Source organism: Lysobacter sp. TAB13 (assembly GCF_052113885.1).
Classification (GTDB): domain Bacteria; phylum Pseudomonadota; class Gammaproteobacteria; order Xanthomonadales; family Xanthomonadaceae; genus Lysobacter; species Lysobacter gummosus.
In genome coordinates this window covers 56,677-72,748 of the sequence record NZ_JBFRDR010000006.1, presented here as the reverse complement: position 1 = coordinate 72,748, position 16,072 = coordinate 56,677, and the positions used below count along the sequence as shown (strand labels likewise).

Here is a 16,072-nt window from a genome sequence, read left to right as displayed (position 1 = left end):
CCTACTCCTGCGCGCCGACCGGATACAACTTGATCGCGGTGGCGTCCGAGGGCAGATCGCAGAACACGCAGATGTTGCGCGCGTTCTTGATCATCTGCCAGAACGGATGCGCGGTATCGACCAGGAAATACGTCGTGTTCGGCGTCTTCTGCGGCAGTTCCTCCGGCGGCACCGGCAGCAGGTCGATCTTCAGGCCGAACAGTGCCGCCGACAGCAGGCGCGGCATTTCCTCGGTCGAGGCGATCTTGCCGGTGCGCGACAGGCGGGTGAACAGGTCCTGCCCGCGCAGGTCGGATTCGAACGCCAGATAGAAGCGGGTCTTGTCCGATTCGAACAGGTTCGCCGGCAGATCGGCCTTGTAGAAACGGCCGTCGAAGGCCAGCGCGATGCCGACCTCGGCGCCGACGGTCAGCGCCTTGATCAGCGCCTCGGCACGCTCGAAGGCGATGCGGAAGCAACGGCGCAGATCGTCGTGATCGTAATCGGGCAGTTCGGTTTCGGTCGGGTTCGCGGCCAGTCCGCCGAAATAGCCGATGTCCTCCGAGAACACGGAGAACTCCGCGACCAGCGCCCGCAACTGCTGGTACAGCGCATACGCCGGCACCGTGCCCAGCCGGACGTGTTCGGCGAAGACCGGGATATAGCGGGCGAAGGTCTGCATCATCGCCACGCGCATCACTTCCTGCGCGCTGGTCGAGGCGGCGCGGATGCCGCGCTGGCGCTTGCTGGCGGCGAAATCCTGTCCGCGCGAGGTCAGCAGGTCGCGCAAAGCGCGGGTCCAGCGCGAAAGATTGCGCGAAGCCTGCAGCGCCAGCAGCGGCGGCACGTAATCGTTCGACAACCGGTACTTGCCCGGCCCCACCGGCACGATTTCGGCGAACTTGTACGCCTCGCAGGACCGCACCAGGACTTCGGCGTTGTCGTCCAGCGAGGTCACGATCATCGGCTGGTACAGCAGGAAATCGACATCGGCGGCCGGCGCCTGCGGATCGAAAGGATCTTCCAGGCTGTCGCTGGCCAGCGCATGGCGCTCGCTCAGGCGCCCGGCCGGGCCCAGGCCGTGCACGGTGCGTTCGCGATTGAGCACCAGCCACAACGCGATCGGATCGTTGTTGCGCGGCGTCAGATCCTGCAAGGCGCGATCGGGAATGCGCGCGTTGCCGCCGGCCAGCGCCGAGCCGCCGGCCAGGCGCTCTCCATCGCGGGTGTGCAGTTCGATCTGCTCGATATCGACCACGCCGCTGGCCAGCGCGTCCTCGCGCAACACCAGCGTTTCCAGGCCCCAGGGATACGGCGTGATCGCCCGCTGCACGCCCTGCCGCATGGCCTGATGCCAAGCGTCCTGCGCCTGCAGGTGCTGCGGGCTGAGAAAGGCGCCCTGGCCCCAGAAGACCTGACGATGGCTGTTCATGCGGTTCCCTCCGCGTGGCGGCGATGGCGCGCCGATATCGGGGCGGCGGATGTCGTAGCGGCGAGCGTCATAGCGGTTCGGCCTCGATGCGATAGCCGGCGTGCTTCAGCGCCGCCAGCAATCCGTGTTCGCCGGGAAGATGGATCGCGCCGACCGCGATATAGCAGCCGCCCTGATCGAGCAAGGCGAGCAGTTCCGGCAGCCAGCGTTGGTTGCGTTCTTCGATCAGGCATTGGCGCGCGCGCATCTCGATGTCCTTGCTTTCGCCGTCCAGGCCGACCATGCGGTCGACATCGGCCAGCCAGGCGTCGAGATCGCGCCCGCGGTAGTGCATCAGCGCGCGTTCGGACATCTCGCGCATGATCTGCGGCGCTTTCAGCCGTTCTTCCAGCACCAGCGCCTGGCTTTCGCTGGGAATGCAGTCGAGCGCGCGCAGTTGGTCCTCGGCCGTCTCCAGATGCACGATGCGCATGCCGCGCTCGGCGGCGATGCGTTGCAGGCGATCGTCCAGGGTCTGCTCGCCTGCCTGTTCGCCGCGCGCCTCCAGCAGCGCCAGCACCATCCACGGCTTCATCCGCTGCAGGGTCGGCGGCGGAATCTGCGGCAGCAGGGACTGCGCCATGGCGAAGCCGGCGGCGCTGATCAGCGCCGACAGCGACTGCTCCGGCGGCAACCAGCGGTAGCGGTCCAGATTGCCGCCACCGGGCGCGGCCAGATCGATCTCGTTCACCAGCGTGAACGACGACGACAGCGCCGAGGCCAGAAGTTCCGGACTCAATCCCAGTTCTTCATCGTTGCCGAAGTGAATAGTGCCGAACAGGTAACTGCTCGCCCGCGGCGGCCGGGATTGCGTCTCGGGAGCCGCCGTATCGGCTACCGCTTGCGCGGGCTCGATGCGGAACAAGATGCCGTGCGAAGGCAACGAGGGCGGCTGCGGAATCGATACCGGTATGTGCGCAGGCTCAAGCGCAGGCTTCGCCGCCAGCGCCGCGGTGCGCGTGCATCCGCACACCAGCGCTGCGACGGCCAGCACACATGCGCCGCCAACGCGCGGAATCGACGCGGATCTTAGCCAGGGCAGCGGCAGCATCGTCACAAGCAATCACTTGAGGATCAGGCGGCTCATCTTTCGCGAGCGCGGCGGCGACGGCCATATCTCGTTGGCGCTATGCCTTTGGTGCGGTGCCCGCTATTGCCGGGGCGGCGGGCGCGGACTATCGTCGCGCTGAGTCTGCGCAGCCATCCATCCGTCCATCCGGGGCGGCGGCGCATGGGGCGTTCGCTGAGGATCCAAGTGATGAGAGTCCCATGAGAGTACTGATTGCCGACGACCATCGCCTCATCGTCGAGGGCGTCAAGACCAAACTGTCCGAGCTCGAGCACGAGGTCGAATTCGTCGTGGCGATGAACATCGCCGAGTTCGACGCGGTGCTGAACCGGTCCGACAGCCCGCTGGATCTGGCGATCATCGATATCTCCATGCCCGGCGCGCAGGGGCATCGCCACATCGCCGAAATGCGCCGCGTCGCCGCGGACGTGCCGGTCATCGTGCTGTCGGGATCGGAGGACACCGAGCTGATCCGCACGCTGCTCGAACTCGGCGTGCAGGGCTTCATTCCCAAGGCCTATTCGCCCGACGTCATGTTGTCGGCCGTGCGCCTGGTGCTGTCGGGCGGCGTGTACGTGCCGCCGTTGCTGCTCGCCGGGGTTCAGGCGCGCGGCTGGACGCCCGCCGCCGAAATGCCGGCGGCGGCGCGCAACCTGTCCGCGGCGGCCGAGCAGCATTCGCTCGACGGCCTGCGCCAGATTCTGACCGAGCGCCAGATCGACGTCATGCGCCTGCTGTCGCAGGGCAAGCCCAACAAACTGATCGCGCGCAACCTCGGCATCAGCGAAGGCACGGTCAAGATCCATCTGGCCGCGATTTTCCGCGCGCTCAACGTTCGCAACCGGGTCGAGGCCGTGGTGGCCTCGCGGCGCCTGGTCGAGCCGTGATTTTCGTCACGATCCCGGCGCTGCGCCGCCCGCGCATGAACGCCGGCCCCTGCGCCGCGAGATGACGCCGCCCCAGCCGGCGGTGATATAACGCTTTCTCCCCCCCGAGACGACAATTTCCAGTGCGACCGTTCTCGTCCGCGTTCATGCGCCTGAGGCTTGCCTGCGTGCGGTCCTTGCTGCTGTGCATCGGCATCGCGGGAACGGCGACTGCCGCGCCGCCCGTACAGCCGGCGCCTTCCCCGCCGCCGGCGCCCGCCGCGCAGCCGACCAAGCCGCTGCAGTTCGGGATCCTGCCCACCGGCGGTCCGGCCGAATCCCGGGACGACTGGCAGGCGCTGCTCGACGATCTGGCGAAGGCGCTGAACCGCCCGGTGGAAAGCGTGTCGGTGAGCACCTACGAGGGCATGCACAAGGCGATCGCCGCCGGCCGCGTCGATGTCGCCTTCCTGTCGGGCAAGCTGGCGCTGGACTCGGTGCTCAACAACGACATGCAGGTGGCGGTGCGGCTGACCCGCCTGGACGGCTCTCCGGGCTACCGTTCGGTGCTGATCGCGCGGCGCGGCGGACCGATCCGCGATCTGGCGACGCTGCTCGGCGCTCCGGGCCGATGGCGCTACGCGCGCAGCGAGCCGCTGTCGGTCTCCGGCTATCTGGTCCCGGAAGCGCAGTTGTTCGCGCGCCGCGACCTCAGCTCCGACCTGTATTTCAAATCGGTCACCATCAATAACCACCAGAACAACGCCCTCGCCGTCGCCAACGGCGAGGTCGATGTCGCCAGCAACAACGACGCCGATCTCGAACGTTTCGCCGTGCGCTTCCCGCGCCAGCATGCGCAGTTGCGCGTGCTGTGGCAGTCCGACCTGATTCCGCATGCGGTGTTGGTGGTCTCGCGCTCGCTGCCGGCGGAAACGCGCGCGGCGGTGCGGCAGTTCCTGATCGACTACGGGCGCGGCGCCGATGCCGCCCGCGAACGGCGAAACCTGCTGAGGATCCACGAATTGTCCGGATTCGAAGCCGCCGACAACCGCGCGCTGCTGCCGTTCGAGGAGATCGAATACATCCTGGAACTGCAGCAGGCGCATTCGGCGCGCTGGATCGACGAAAACGCCAAGCGCGCCCGCCTCGACCGCCTGCGCGCCGAGCACGACCGCATCGAAAGGCAACTCACGCGCTGACGCCGGCGCACAGGCGGCCTGGGACACGGCCAACCCATGCGGCGCCGTAAGGCATAGTCCGTTCGGCAAATGGCCCCCGGCGGCGCACGCTCCTAGCCTGAGCGCCTGTCCCCCATTCGCGCGATCCGCCTGACCGCGGAAGTGCGCGTTCCGCCATGCTCGATGAGCTGCTGCCTTACTACGAGAACGAACTGACGTACCTGCGCCGGCTCTCGAAGGAGTTCGCGGGGCGTTATCCCAAGATCGCCTCGCGGCTGATGCTGGAAGGCGATGTCTGCGAAGACCCGCACGTCGAGCGGATGATCGAATCGTTCGCCTTCCTCACCGCGCGCATCCACAAGAAGCTCGACGACGAATTTCCGCAGATCACCGAAGCGCTGCTGTCGGTGCTGTACCCGCACTTCCTGCGCCCGGTGCCGTCGATGTCGATCGCGCAGCTGCGCCCCAGCGCCGGCGCCGAACTCACCGCGATGCAGCAGATCCCGCGCGGCACCGCCCTGCTGAGCCGGCCGGTGAACGGCGTGCCGGTGCGTTATCGCACCGCCTATCCGGTCGACATCTGGCCGCTGCGCGTCGCCGACGCCCGGCTGGAGTCCGCCGAGCGTTCGGCGTTCGCGCTGCAACGCCCCGGCAGCGTGGCGACGTTGCGGATCCGGCTGGAGGCGGAGGGGCAAACCCCGCTGTCGCAGCTCGAGGTGCGCAAGCTGCGCTTCTACCTGGACGGCGAAAGTCCGGTGGCGCACGCGCTGTACGAAATTCTGCTGAACGCCACCGCCGCGATCGCGCTGCGCGCGCCGAACGGCTCGCCGCAGACGCCGCCGCTGCAATTGCCGCGCGAAGCCCTGCGCGCGGTCGGCTTCGACGAAGACGAAGGCCTGCTCGACTACGACGCGCGCTCCTTCCTCGGCTATCGCCTGATCCAGGAATATTTCGTGCTGCCGGAGAAGTTCCTGTTCTTCGAGCTCGACGGCCTGGACTTCTCGCGTTTCGAAGACGCAGTCGAATTGGTGTTCGAGATCCAGGCCTTCGGCCGCCCTGAGCGCCTGCCGCGGCTGGAACAGGCGGTGAGCGCGGACACCTTCCGCCTCAACTGCACGCCGATCGTCAACCTGTTCAAGCAGCAAGCCGAGCCGATCCGCCTGAACCAGCACCGCCACGAATACCCGGTGATTCCCGACGTGCGCCGTCCGCAGGGGCTGGAAGTGTATTCGGTCGATTCGGTGCGCAAGTTCAGCCGCACCGCCGATCAGGCCAACGTGGTGGATTTCGTACCGTTCTATTCGATCCGCCACGGCCTGCACGACAGCGATGAGGGATGCCATTGGTACAGCCAGCGCCATCCCTCATCGCGGCCGAACGACGACGGCAGCGAGATGAGCATCGCCCTGGTCGATCGCGACATGAATCCGCATGTGCCGGCGGTAGACACCCTGTCCCTGTCGCTGACCTGCACCAACCGCGACCTGCCCTCGCAACTGCCGTTCGGCGGCGAGGAAAGCCTGTTGCAGGTCGAACAAGGCGGCGTGATCGCGCAAGCGCGCCTGCTGAAGAAACCCACCGCCACCTGGCGCGCGCCGATGCGCATGGCCAATCAGTGGCGGTTGATCTCGCACCTGGCCTTGAATCACCTGTCGATCGTCGGCGGCGGACGCGAAGCGCTGCTGGAAATCCTCAGCCTGTATAACTACGCCGATTCGGCCAGCCTGCGCAAACAGATCGCCGGCATCGTCGAAGTCGACAGCCGGCCGTCGGTGACGCGCATCGGCCGCGCGCCGCGGCAGGCCTTCGTGCGCGGCACCGATGTCGAGCTGACCTTCGACGAGAGCCAGTACGTCGGCGGCGGCGTGTACCTGCTGGCGCGCGTGCTGGACGTGTTCTTCGGCCTGTATTGCACCTCCAACTCCTACACCCGCCTGAGCGTGCGCTCGCAGCAGCGCGAAGGCCTGCTGGCCGGCTTCGCGCCGCGCGCCGGCGCGCTGCCGCTGGTGTGACCGGCGCGCCATGGCCGACACCGTGTCCTTGCCGCTCCCGATCGCCGCCACCGCGGGCGTCGAGACGCCGGTTGCGCCGATCGAAAGACTGCGCAACGATCCGCAGGCGTTCGGATTCTTCCAGGCCGTGCGGCTGATCTACCGCGCGCACGACTTCGACGCCCGCGGCAGCGCGGCGCTGCCCGGGCCCTTGCGTTTCCTCACCCCGGCCTCGTTGAATTTCCCTCCGGCCGAACTGGCCGCGTTGGAGGCCGACAACGCCGGCGGCTGGCGCATGCGTGTGCATTTTCTCGGCCTCACCGGGCCGTCGGGCGTGCTGCCGCGCCATTACACCGAATGGCTGATCGCCCAGGGCGCGCAGCGCGACCGCGCCGCGCAGGATTTTCTCGACCTGTTCAATCACCGCCTGATCACCCTGTTCTGGCGCGCGTGGGGAAAATATCGCGCCGACATCGGCCTGGAATTCGGCTTCCGCAATTCGCCGCTGCACTACGTCCATCACCTGATCGGCCTGGGCACACCGGCGCTGCAGGCGCGCGTGCAAGCGCGAGCGCAGCCGTCGGCGAAGAGCGCGCCGGCGCAGCCGCGCCTGCCGGGCGCGGCCACCGCCTATTTCGCCGGACTGATCTCGCAACGTCCCCATGGCGCCGGCGCGCTGTCGCAGGTGGTCGGCGACGTGGTCGGCGCGCCGGTCGCGGTCGAAGGTTGCCTGGGCACTTGGCAGCGGGTGCCGGCGGCCGATCGCACGCGCCTGGGCGGCGCGACATCGGCCTTGGGCGGCGGCTGTCTGTTGGGCGATCGCTTTTGGGATCGCCAGACCACCTTGCGCTTGCGCATCGGCCCGCTGGATCGCGCGAGTTTCCGCCGGCTGCTGCCGCGCGGCGAGTTGCTGTCCGACGTGATCGAGCTGGCGCGTTTCCTCACCGGTTTGGCGCTGGACCTGCGCATCGAACTGTCGCTGCGCGCGGACGAGGTTCCGCCGCTGGCGCTGGGAGAGCGCGGCGCCGATCGCCCGCAACTGGGTTGGAACACCTGGCTGTCCGGCCGCCGCGGCGCGGCGCCGGCGGACGAATGCGAATTCCACTTTTCCGCAATGGGAGGCCAGTCATGGCGCTGAACCTGCGTTCCCTGGTGGGACGCCTCAATACCACCTGCCGCGGCGCGGTCGAAAGCGCCGCCGGCCTGTGCCTGTCGCGCAGCCACTACGATGTCGAGATCGAGCACGTGCTGCTCAAGCTGCTGGAAGTCGACAACAGCGATCTGCGGCGGATCCTGCGCCAGTTCGACATCGCGCCCGAGCGCGTCGAGCAAGCGCTGGCGCAGGCGCTGGACGGATTGAAGTCCGGCAATCAGCGCACGCCGGCGCTGTCGGCGCATATTCCGCTGTTGCTTGAACGCGGCTGGGCCTGGGCTTCGATCGAATTCGGCGAGGCGCGTGTGCGCAGCGGCCATCTGCTGGTGGCGCTGCTCGCCGACGCCGAACTGCGCCGCCTGCCGGGCAATGTCGCGGCCGTGCTGGCGCCCATCAACCTGGAGACGCTGCTGCAGAATTTCCACGCGCTGGTCGAGGCCTCGGTGGAAGCGCGCGACGCGCGCGCGTTGGGCGACACCGGCGGCGCGCCGGCGTCGGCCGATGCCGCCACCGCCGGCGGCCGGCCCAGCGCCACGCCCAATCTCGACCAGTATTGCCAGAACCTCACCCAGCGCGCCCGCGACGGCAAGCTCGATCCGGTGCTCGGCCGCGACGGCGAGATCCGCCTGATGATCGACGTGCTGATGCGGCGGCGCCAGAACAATCCCATCCTCACCGGCGAGGCCGGCGTCGGCAAGACCGCGGTCGTCGAAGGCCTGGCCGCGCGCATCGCCGCCGGCGATGTACCGCCGCCGCTGCGCAACGTGGAACTGTTGTCGCTGGACCTGGGCCTGTTGCAGGCCGGAGCCAGCGTCAAGGGCGAGTTCGAAAATCGCCTGAAGGGCGTGATCGAGGAAGTGAAATCCAGCCCGAAGCCGATCATCGTGTTCATCGACGAGGCCCACACCCTGATCGGCGCCGGCGGCGCCGCCGGCCAGAACGACGCCGCCAATCTGCTCAAGCCGGCGCTGGCGCGCGGCGAGATGCGCACGATCGCGGCGACGACCTGGAGCGAGTACAAGAAATACTTCGAGAAAGACCCGGCGCTGACCCGCCGCTTCCAGGTCGTCAAGGTGGACGAACCCGAGGACGACAAGGCGGTGGCGATGCTGCGCGGCGTCGCCCGGGCGATGGCCGCGCACCATCGCGTGCGCATCCTCGACGAAGCCGTGCGCGACGCGGTCAAGCTGTCCTCGCGCTATATCGCCGGCCGCCAGCTTCCGGACAAGGCAGTCAGCGTGCTGGACACCGCCTGCGCCAAGATCGCCATCGGCCAGAGCGCGACGCCGGCCCAGGTCGAAGACACGCGCCGGCGCATGGAGGAGATCGCCACCGAACGCGCGCAGTTGGAACGCGAAACCGCCGGCGGCGGCGATCACCTCGCCCGCCTGACCGAACTGGCCGAGGAACACACGGCGCTGCAGCAGCGGCTGGAAGCGCTCGACGCGCGCTGGCAAGGCGAAAAAGACCTGGTCGCGAAGATTCACCAAAAGCTCGATGCGGCCGAAGCGCCGGACGCGGATGCCGCCGTGCGCGCGACCGCGGTAGCGGAACTGGATGCCTTGCGCACCGAGCTGCGCGGGCTACAGGGCGAAGCGCCGATGGTGCTGCCGGTGGTCGACGCCACCGCGGTGGCGCAGATCATCGCCGGCTGGACCGGCATTCCGGTCGGGCGCATGGTCGCCGACGAAATCCAGACCGTGCTCAACCTGCGCGAACACCTCGAACAGCGCGTGATCGGCCAGGGCCACGCGCTGGAAGCCATCGCCCAGCGCGTGCGCACCTCGCGCGCCAACCTGGAAGACCCGAACAAACCCAAGGGTGTGTTCCTGCTGGTCGGCACCTCCGGCGTGGGCAAAACCGAAACCGCGATCGCCCTGGCCGAGATGCTGTACGGCGGCGAACGCAGCATGATCACCATCAACATGAGCGAGTATCAGGAGGCGCACACCGTTTCCAGCCTCAAGGGCTCGCCGCCGGGCTATGTCGGCTACGGCGAAGGCGGCGTGCTGACCGAGGCGGTGCGGCGGCGGCCTTACTCGGTGGTGCTGCTGGACGAAATCGAGAAGGCCCATCCCGACGTGCTGGAACTGTTCTTCCAGGTCTTCGACAAGGGTCGCATGGAGGACGGCGAAGGCCGCGAGATCGATTTCCGCAACACCGTCATCATTCTCACCTCCAACGCCGGCACCGATCTGGTCATGCAGGCCTGCCGCGGCGCCGATGCCCTGCCCGACGGCGGCCTGCCCTCGGTCGAACGCCTCAACGAGCTGCTCAAACCCGAGCTCAACCGCGTCTTCAAGCCGGCCTTCCTCGGCCGCACCACGGTGATTCCGTTCTATCCGCTGGACGACGCCAACATGCGCAAGATCGTGCGCCTGAAACTGGGCAAGATCGCCCGCCGCATCCAGGCCAACCACGGCGCGCGTTTCGACTACGACGACGCCCTGGTGGACGCGGTGGCCGCCCGTTGCACCGAGGTCGATTCCGGCGCGCGCAATATCGACAACATCCTCACCGGCAGCCTGCTGCCGGAAGTCGCCGCCGAGGTGTTGACGCGGATGAGCCGCAGCGCCGGCTTCAGCCGCATCCATGCCGGCATCGACGCGCACGGGCGTTTCGCCTACACCCTGGAATGAGCGGCCGGCCGCGATGAACACGCAACCCCGAGCCGCCGCGCTATGACGCATGGCCTAAGCCGTCTTGCCACTGGTCGCGCGCCCGCGCGCCGACCAGCATAACGGCATTCCCCGGAGCGCCCTGGCATGCCCTTGTCGACACAACACCGGATGTTCCAGCTGCGCTGTCCGCTTGGCGAGGACGCGCTGCTGGTGCGCGGGGTCGAGGGACGCGAGGCGCTGTCGCGCCCCTTCGAATTCAGCCTGGACCTGATTTCCGACCGCGACGATATCCAGCCCGAGGACGTGATCGGCAAGCGCTCGACCCTGTGCATCGAAACCATCGACGGCGAACGCCACTTCACCGGCCTGATGTCGCGCTTCTCGCGCGTCGGCGCCACGCCGGCGCCGGAGGGCGCGCAAGGCGAGTTCTATGCCTACGAATGCGATCTGGTGCCGTGGCTGTGGTTCATGCTGCAGCACGAGGACTCGCGCATCTTCCAGGACAAGTCGATCCCGGACATCGTCGAGGAGGTGTTCAAGCAATTCCAGTTCACCGACTACGAGCTGCGCCTGTCCGGCGAACACCCGCCGCTGACCTATTGCGTGCAGTACCGCGAAACCAATTTCGCCTTCATCTCGCGGCTGCTGGAACGCGCCGGCATCTACTACTTCTTCCGCCACGAGCCGGAAACCGAAATCCTCGTCCTCACCGACAACCGCGACCACAACCCGCGGCTGGAACCGGACACGCTGCCCTTCCACGACCTCGCCATGGCCGAGGCATCGGACTGCGTCACCGCGCTCAAGCGCCGCGAGCGCATCCACACCGGGCGCGTGGTGCTGCGCGACTACGATTTCGAACGCCCCAGCACCGACCTGGAGGTCAGCGTCGATTCGCTGGTGCACATCGGCGACAACAGCAACTACGAACGCTTCGTGCATCCCGGCGGCTACACCGATCGCGCGCTCGGCGAAGGCCTGGCGCGGGTGATGATCGAGTCGGAGGAAGCCGATCAGGATTTGCTCGATGCCACCAGCGACGTGCGCACTCTGATGCCCGGGCATGTGTTCGGACTGGAGCGGCATCCGGAAGACGCGCTCAACGAAGACTATCTGGTCGTCGCGGTGGAGCACCGCGGCCGCAACAATCTGGGCAGCGACCAGGACAGCGGATACGACAACCGGTTTTCCATGATCCCGCACCGCGTGCAGTACCGCGCGCCGCTGCTCACGCGTAAGGCGCATCTGCGCGGGCCGCAGACCGCGGTGGTGGTGGGCCCGCCGGGCGAAGAGATCCACACGGACAAATACGGCCGGGTCAAGGTGAAGTTCCGCTGGGACCGCACTCCGACCGCCGACGACAAGAGCTCGTGCTGGCTGCGCGTGGCGCAGATGTGGGCCGGCAAGCAATGGGGCGCGATGTTCGTCCCGCGCATCGGCATGGAGGTGCTGGTCGATTTCCTGGAAGGCGATCCGGATCAACCCATCGTGGTCGGCTGTCTGTACAACGGCGAGAACATGCCGCCCTACGCCTTGCCGGCGGAAGCGACCAAGTCCACCTTTAAGACCTATTCCAGCAAGGGCGGCGAGGGTTTCAACGAGATCCGCTTCGAGGACAAGAAAGGCGAAGAACAATTGTTCCTGCACGCGCAAAAGGACATGGACCTGCGCGTGGGCAACGACCGCCGCGAATGGGTCGAGAACGACCGCAGCCTGGTGGTGAAGCGCGATCGCCTGGAAGAAACCCATCGCAGCCATCACAGCTATGTCAAGAAGGACCGCGTCGGCGAAATCGAGGGCGACGATCACCTCAGCCTGAAAGGCAAGCAGGCGATCGCAATCGCCGGATCGAAGTCGCTGAAAGTGGACGGTGCGGTCGGCGAATCGTTCCAAAGCCACAGCGAGCAGGTCGCCACGAACTACTACCTCAACGCCGGCGCCAACGTGGTCATCGAGGCCGGCGTCATGCTCACTCTGAAGGTCGGCGGCAACCACGTGACCATTTCGCCGGCCGGTGTCGCCATCGTCGGCGCGATGGTGCTGGTCAACAGCGGCGGCGCGCCCGCGTCCGGATCGGCCGCCTCGCTGGTGCCGCCGCTGGCGGTGACCGCGGCGGCGGCCGCGGCCAACGCCAAGCCCGGGCAGAAGCCGGAAGCCTCGCCGCTGGGCAACAAGCGCCCGGGCAAACCGCCGGACCGGTCCAATTTCGATCCCGACTCGGACGAAAACAAAGACAAGACGCATTGGATCGAAGTCGAACTGGTCGATGAGGCCGGCAAACCGGTCGCCGGCGAACGCGTGCAGATCACCCTGCCCGACGGCTCGATCAGCGGCGGCACCACCGACGAAAAGGGGCTGCTGAAAGTCGCCAACATCGATCCGGGCGATTGCCAGATCGGCTTCCCGGACCTGGACAAGGATGCGTGGGAATGACGGAGAACCACCATGGCTAGCGATGCTTCCGCGGGCGAGCAATATGCGATCGGCAAGGGCGAGAGCCTGGCCTCGATCGCGAAGGAGCGCGGCTTTCTGTGGCGGACGCTGTGGGAGCACGGCAACAACGCCAAGCTCAAGGCCAAACGCAAGAACCCGAACCAACTGGTCGAGGGCGATGCGCTGTTCCTGCCGGAAAAAGGCGACAAGCAGATCGCCAAGCCGGCCGACGCCCGCCACCGGTTCAAGCGCCGCGGCGAGCCGACGCGGCTGAAGCTGCAGATGCTCGACAGCGGCGAGCCGCGCCGCAACGAGGCGTTCACGCTGGTGTTCGGCGACAAGGTCATCCACGGCAAGACCGACGGCGACGGCAAGATCGATCAGCCGATCCCGGGCGAAACCCGCGCGGCCGCGCTGAGCTTCGGCGACGGCAGCGAAAGCTACAGCGTCGAGATCGGATTGCTGGACCCACCCGGGTTGGCCAGCGGTCTGCAGCACCGTTTGAACAACCTGGGCTTCGACTGCGGCGGCGAGGACGGCGACATCGGCGACGCCACGCGCGACGCCCTGCTGCGCTTCCAACGCGCACAGGGCTTGGCCGAGTCCGGCGAGGCCGACGAGGACACCCGCGCCAGGCTCGATGCCTTGCATGTCTAGCTATTGCCCGGCGCAGCGCGCATCGCCGGTACGGAGACCGCCATGGGAATCATCAGCAACGCCGGCAATGCCGCCAAAGGCGTCACCGACACCTTGACCCACAACGTCGTCGGCGATGCGATCGATGCGGTCGCCGGAGGACTGACCGGCCAATCCGGCGGCGGCGCGTCGGCGACGGCGCATTACATCGCCGGCGAAGCGCTCGACCCGCGCCTGTCCAAGGCGGCCAGCATCGCCGCGCAGCCCGAACCGGTCGGCTCGGATCCGGGAACGCAGGCCAAGCCCGGTTCGCACGTGCCCTTCGATGCGCGCAAGCCGCTGCAGTTCGTGCACCTGAGCTTCGCCCACGACGATCATGCCGACCGCTTTCCCGGCGAGTCCGCCGCCCACGGCATCGCCATGCGCGACGCGCTGATCCGCGAGGACGTGTTGATCTACTCCTTCGCGCGCGCCGCACAGCGCGTGCTGGAGCAAGCCAAGGCGAGCAAGGGCGCGGCCGGCGCGATGCTCGACACCGCCGGTTCCCTGCTCGGCGGCAAGGCGCAGGCTTCGAGCGGCCCGGAAGCGATCGACCCGGTGCTGGACGCGATCCGCGCCGCCGCCGATCCGGTCAATGTCGAAGCGCCGGGTTATCCCGAGGTGCACGCGGCCGGCGTGAAACTGGCCGAAGCCTGGGCGACGCTGCACGAAACCTGCAAGACCGCGCTGCAGCCCGCGGCCGGCGGCGGGCTCGGGCTGCCGTCGATTCCCGGCTTGAGCAGCCTGGCCGGCAGCGCCGGCATTCCCGAGGTCGTCGCGAAGATTCCCGAGTGGCTGTTCAAGGTGCAAGACGCCTATCAGGCGATGTACCGCGCCTCGCGGCAGGCCTATGAGTGGGACATCATCAAGGCCTGCCACGACTATTCGATCCAGGCGATCGCGCAGCAGCGCAAGCCCGGCTTCGATATCTGGTTCCTGCTCGGCGAGAAACAGGGCGAACCGGTCGGCGATGCCAGCGGCGTCGAACAGACGCTGGAAAACGCACAGCGCAGCCTGCGCGGCCTGCCGCTGATCGGCGGCAGCGCGCCGGTCGATGATGCGGCCGGCGCGCTGGGCGATGTGCAAAAAGCGATTCGCCAGGCGCGCGAAGGCGCGCGCGAACAGGCCGGCGACATCACCGGTTGGCTGGCCACCGCCGAATCGGAGCAGGCCAATCTGCCCGAAGGCAGCGCCGCGGCATTGAGCGCCGCGATCGCCACCTTAAACGGCAAGCCGCAAGCGCAGCCGCCGCTGCCGGCGCTCGCGCCGTTGATGGCGCAAGCGCTCGGCGAAGCCCTGCTGGGCGCGGGCAAGCCGCTGCCGGGTTTCATGCAGACCGGCGTCGGCGTGATCGCCGATATCGCCATGGTGTTGCTGCCCAAGGTTTACAGCCATCTGCATGGACGGCTGGGCCTGCCCGATCCGGCGCTGATCCTGGCCGCCACCCACGACGCGGTCGCCGGCAAGATCGTCGATCTGATCTGGGCGTGGATCTTCGGCAAGGGCTCCGCGCCGGGCGGCAACGACGATGCGGACATGAAAAAACGCGGCACGGACTTAGTCGACGGCCTGAGCCGCGGCAGCCTCGCCAGCGGCGGCCTGCCCGGCGTGTCGGCGCTGGAGAACAAGGCCGCCGATCTGGTTCGCGGCTTCATTCGCGACAACGGCCATTACATCGATGCGCTGATCGAATTCCTCGCCGAGGATCTGCACAAGGAATTGGCCGCGGCGCAGGCCGATTGCGCGGGCAAATCCTGCCTGACCATGGAAGCCTATCTCGGCCGCCTGCCGATGCTGGCCGCGCTGTTGATGCGCAACCTGACCTTCCCGGTGTTCAATCTGGTGCTGAAGATCTTCGGTATCGGCGATCAGGTCGCCGGCATGGTCTGGAATCCGGTCGACGAAAAGATCCGCCAGGCCGGGCAGATCGCGCGCAGCGTCAGGGACACCAAGAACGATATCCACGATGCCGGCGAGGACATCGCCGCCGGCAGCCAACGCGCGGAGGACGAGATCGACCGTCAGCAGCGCGATATCTCCGATAAGGCGGGACAGCTCGCGAATCCGGACGCGTCGGTCAGCAGCTTGAGCGACGCGCAGCGGCTGGCGGGCGACAAGGTCGGGCAAGGCAACGCTCTGGCCGATGCCATCGGAGGCGCTCCGGACGACATCATGAAAGCGGCCAAGGGCGAAGACGAACCCGGCGCCACGCCGCCGCCACCGGCGCCGACCGGCAGCGGCCCGATCTCGGCATCGCGCGTTCGCGGCGGCAAGGCCAAGCCGGTCGCTCCGGGCGAAATTCAACAGGCTGGACGGGTAACGCCGGAGGCGGAAGCCGAGGCTATCGCGGCACGCAATCAACCGGCTGCTGCGCCGCCGGCTGCGGCTGCGGCGCCGTCGTTGCCTTTCTGAGTCTCGATTCGTCGTTTCCGCGAACGCGGGCTCTGCCTTACTTCGGCTGAGCCGGACATCCAGAACCTTTAGCGCCATTCCCCAGTCCGTCATTCCCGCGAGGGCGGGAATCCAGAGCCTTCAGCGCCATTCCCCCAGACCGTCATTCCCGCGAAGGCGGGAATCCAGAGCCTTCAGCGCCATTCCTCCAGACCGTCATTCCCGCGAAGGCAGGAATCCAGAGC

Annotated in this window: 10 protein-coding genes; 8 read left to right on the top strand and 2 right to left on the bottom strand. The window is 67.6% G+C overall.

Features of this window, described 5'->3' with window-relative positions:
- Position 1 precedes the first annotated feature (1 nt).
- Entirely contained in the window at positions 2-1,411 is a 1,410-nt protein-coding gene (gene tssK, locus AB4Y92_RS09280; RefSeq protein WP_441819363.1) for a type VI secretion system baseplate subunit TssK, read from the bottom strand.
- Between the two features lie 67 nt (positions 1,412-1,478).
- Positions 1,479-2,444, bottom strand: a complete 966-nt coding sequence (locus AB4Y92_RS09275) for a TraB/GumN family protein (RefSeq protein WP_441819362.1) — start codon at positions 2,442-2,444, stop codon at positions 1,479-1,481.
- 275 nt (positions 2,445-2,719) lie between these two features.
- Here AB4Y92_RS09275 and AB4Y92_RS09270 point away from each other — a divergent pair, with 275 nt between their 5' ends.
- The 8 genes from AB4Y92_RS09270 to AB4Y92_RS09235 all read left to right on the top strand — a co-directional run bounded on the left by AB4Y92_RS09270 (position 2,720) and on the right by AB4Y92_RS09235 (position 15,848).
- The gene (locus tag AB4Y92_RS09270; protein ID WP_441819361.1) at positions 2,720-3,406 is read left to right on the top strand and encodes a response regulator; all 687 of its coding nucleotides are present in this window, start codon (positions 2,720-2,722) and stop codon (positions 3,404-3,406) included.
- 167 nt (positions 3,407-3,573) lie between these two features.
- Positions 3,574-4,584, top strand: coding sequence for a phosphate/phosphite/phosphonate ABC transporter substrate-binding protein (locus AB4Y92_RS09265; RefSeq protein ID WP_441819360.1), 1,011 nt, complete (start codon positions 3,574-3,576; stop codon positions 4,582-4,584).
- Between the two features lie 155 nt (positions 4,585-4,739).
- Positions 4,740-6,575 carry a type VI secretion system baseplate subunit TssF gene (tssF, locus tag AB4Y92_RS09260; RefSeq protein ID WP_441819359.1) on the top strand — a complete coding sequence of 612 codons (1,836 nt, stop codon included), beginning with the start codon at positions 4,740-4,742 and terminating at the stop codon, positions 6,573-6,575.
- Between the two features lie 22 nt (positions 6,576-6,597).
- Positions 6,598-7,692: a type VI secretion system baseplate subunit TssG gene (gene tssG, locus AB4Y92_RS09255; RefSeq protein ID WP_441819358.1), complete on the top strand. Its 1,095-nt coding sequence runs from the start codon at positions 6,598-6,600 to the stop codon at positions 7,690-7,692.
- Entirely contained in the window at positions 7,683-10,346 is a 2,664-nt protein-coding gene (gene tssH / locus AB4Y92_RS09250) for a type VI secretion system ATPase TssH (RefSeq protein ID WP_441819357.1), read from the top strand. The genes tssG and tssH overlap by 10 nt, the downstream gene beginning before the upstream one ends.
- 126 nt (positions 10,347-10,472) lie before the next feature.
- Positions 10,473-12,761: a type VI secretion system Vgr family protein gene (locus AB4Y92_RS09245; protein ID WP_441819356.1), complete on the top strand. Its 2,289-nt coding sequence runs from the start codon at positions 10,473-10,475 to the stop codon at positions 12,759-12,761.
- Positions 12,762-12,773: 12 nt separating this feature from the next.
- Positions 12,774-13,418: a peptidoglycan-binding domain-containing protein gene (locus AB4Y92_RS09240; protein ID WP_441819355.1), complete on the top strand. Its 645-nt coding sequence runs from the start codon at positions 12,774-12,776 to the stop codon at positions 13,416-13,418.
- A gap of 42 nt (positions 13,419-13,460) precedes the next feature.
- Positions 13,461-15,848 carry a hypothetical protein gene (locus AB4Y92_RS09235; RefSeq protein ID WP_441819354.1) on the top strand — a complete coding sequence of 796 codons (2,388 nt, stop codon included), beginning with the start codon at positions 13,461-13,463 and terminating at the stop codon, positions 15,846-15,848.
- Positions 15,849-16,072 lie beyond the last annotated feature (224 nt).

Excerpts from the sequence above, each read along its gene's own strand:
- tssK (WP_441819363.1), bottom strand. The coding sequence starts at position 1,411 with ATGAACAGCCATCGTCAGGTCTTCTGGGGCCAGGGCGCCTTTCTCAGC.
- AB4Y92_RS09270 (WP_441819361.1), top strand. The coding sequence starts at position 2,720 with ATGAGAGTACTGATTGCCGACGACCATCGCCTCATCGTCGAGGGCGTC.
- tssF (WP_441819359.1), top strand. The coding sequence starts at position 4,740 with ATGCTCGATGAGCTGCTGCCTTACTACGAGAACGAACTGACGTACCTG.
- tssH (WP_441819357.1), top strand. The coding sequence starts at position 7,683 with ATGGCGCTGAACCTGCGTTCCCTGGTGGGACGCCTCAATACCACCTGC.
- AB4Y92_RS09245 (WP_441819356.1), top strand. The coding sequence starts at position 10,473 with ATGCCCTTGTCGACACAACACCGGATGTTCCAGCTGCGCTGTCCGCTT.
- AB4Y92_RS09240 (WP_441819355.1), top strand. The coding sequence starts at position 12,774 with ATGGCTAGCGATGCTTCCGCGGGCGAGCAATATGCGATCGGCAAGGGC.
- AB4Y92_RS09235 (WP_441819354.1), top strand. The coding sequence starts at position 13,461 with ATGGGAATCATCAGCAACGCCGGCAATGCCGCCAAAGGCGTCACCGAC.